This is a genomic window from Phaeobacter sp. JH204B (assembly GCF_048055755.1).
GTDB classification, from domain to species: domain Bacteria; phylum Pseudomonadota; class Alphaproteobacteria; order Rhodobacterales; family Rhodobacteraceae; genus Phaeobacter; species Phaeobacter bryozoorum.
The window spans coordinates 1-1,880 of sequence record NZ_JAYMXF010000001.1 but is presented as its reverse complement, the minus strand read 5'-3'; the positions used below and the strand labels follow the sequence as shown (position 1 = coordinate 1,880).

Annotated in this window: 1 protein-coding gene; it reads right to left on the bottom strand. The window is 62.4% G+C overall.

The annotated features are described in order from the left end of the window. Positions 1–340: 340 nt before the first annotated feature. Positions 341–1,795, bottom strand: coding sequence for a M10 family metallopeptidase (locus tag VXL81_RS00005; RefSeq protein ID WP_416552380.1), 1,455 nt, complete (start codon positions 1,793–1,795; stop codon positions 341–343). Positions 1,796–1,880: the final 85 nt, after the last annotated feature.

Here is a 1,880-nt window from a genome sequence, read left to right as displayed (position 1 = left end):
GCCAGAGGCGGCATTCCCTTGGGTCACTCAGGGGAAAGGGGCACGGTGCCGCACCCCGCAAGGACGGCCGCGCGGCGGTACCCATGGCGGGCAGAGATCCGCACCTGGAACAGAGGCGCCAGAAATCCGCCTCTTTGTCCCTCCACCGTGGGATATCCGGGACACTGAGGGGAGGGCAGATTATAAGAGAAGCCCGCTCTGGCAGCGTGCGCGCAGGGGAGCCCAGCAGAGCGCATCCCTGCAGATTGAGGACAGGGGCCTGCCGGCTGATGCTTTCATCTTCTGACAGAAGGTCTGGCGATAGAGGGATCGGTGCCGAAGGCGGCGGTCCGAGGCGCCCTCAGAACAGGAAATCATCCGCCGCAAGATCACCGAATGCCGTGTTGAGCAGGGTCAGGGACTGGCCGTCCTGATCCCGGATCACCAGATTTGCGCCGTCTTCCTCAAGGTGGTTGTCGCGCAGATCGGCAAAATCCAGCACCCCGGTGGCAGCAGCCATGTCGATCCGGTCGTTGCCCTGAAAATCAATCACCACATCGGCCCCTCGTGAGAACACAAAGACATCCGCGCCCCGTCCCCCGACCATGCGGTCATTGCCGCCGCCGCCTTCCAGCGTATCTTGCCCGGCGCCGCCTTTCAGCGTGTCGCGTCCGCGCCCGCCCTCCAGCAGGTCATGGCCTTTGCCGCCCTGCAGCCGGTCGCTGCCCTGCCCGCCGATCAGCACATCGCTGTTGCGTGCCCCGGCCAGCGTGTCGCGCCCGGCGTTGCCGACCAGCGTATTGGCGGCGCCATTGCCGATCAGATGGTCATTGCCGACCCCGCCCCAGGCGTCCTCGATCAGGTTGACGGTACGCCCGTCTACCCGGACCGCGGCGGCCATGGCGACATTGTTCTCAAGACTGCCGATGGTGGAATACTGCCCCGGGCGCAGGTCGATCCGGCTGTTGCTGCCAAGATCGGAGGCGTCGATCAGATCCGCGCCGCCGGCATCCCAGATGGTCAGGCTGACATTGCGCGCCACCCCATCCGCACCGCGCAGCGTCATCTCATCCGCCCCGTATTGATAGGCCTGGCTGCCACGCCCGTCGCCGACCCCGAAATAGCTGGTGGCATCGGTGCGGGTGTTTGTATTGGCGCCATAAAGCGCCTGCAGCGCCTGCATGTCCCAGAGCATCGGGGTCAGCGCCCAGCCCTGCGCGTTATAGCTCAGATCCGCCTCGCCCGGATGGGCGACATAGGACATCACCGTGAACTGGCCGTTGGTGGCCGCGTCGCTGGGCTGCTCATTGGGATGACGCAGCCCCAGCGCATGGCCCAGCTCGTGCAGATAGGTGTTCCAGCTGGTATGCCCCAGTATCGGGCCGATGCCCGGCACATATTGATTGGGGTTGCTGCTGTTGATCCAGAGATCCCCGGCCATAGAGGCCTCCGTGCCCAGATCATCTGCATCGGGAAAATTGGCGACAAAGCCAAAGAGACCGGTGTTGTCAAACCCGTAGCTGGCAAAGGCGATATCCAGCACATCCCCGGGTCCGGCAGGGGTGAGATTGACATTGGCGACCTCGTTCCAGGCTGCCACTGACTGTAGCATCAGCGCCTGTTGCCGCGCATCCATCGCAACAGAGGCGCTGGCCGGGATATAGCCTGCCCTGACAGCATAGTCGTCAAAGACCGGGTCATAGGGGTAATAGCCTGGCACCTGGCTCACAAAGCCATAAGAGATCGTGTCATCCCCGTCGTGCCAGCCATCGGTGTTGCTGACCAAAAGGGCGCGGTAATCCTGATATAACGGCATGGGATCTGCTTTCCATCTGTAATGAAACAAGACTCACGTTAAACGTGCATATTGTAGATAAAGATCGCGCAATAGTAGATTTTTT

Excerpts from the sequence above, each read along its gene's own strand:
- VXL81_RS00005 (WP_416552380.1), bottom strand. The coding sequence starts at position 1,795 with ATGCCGTTATATCAGGATTACCGCGCCCTTTTGGTCAGCAACACCGAT.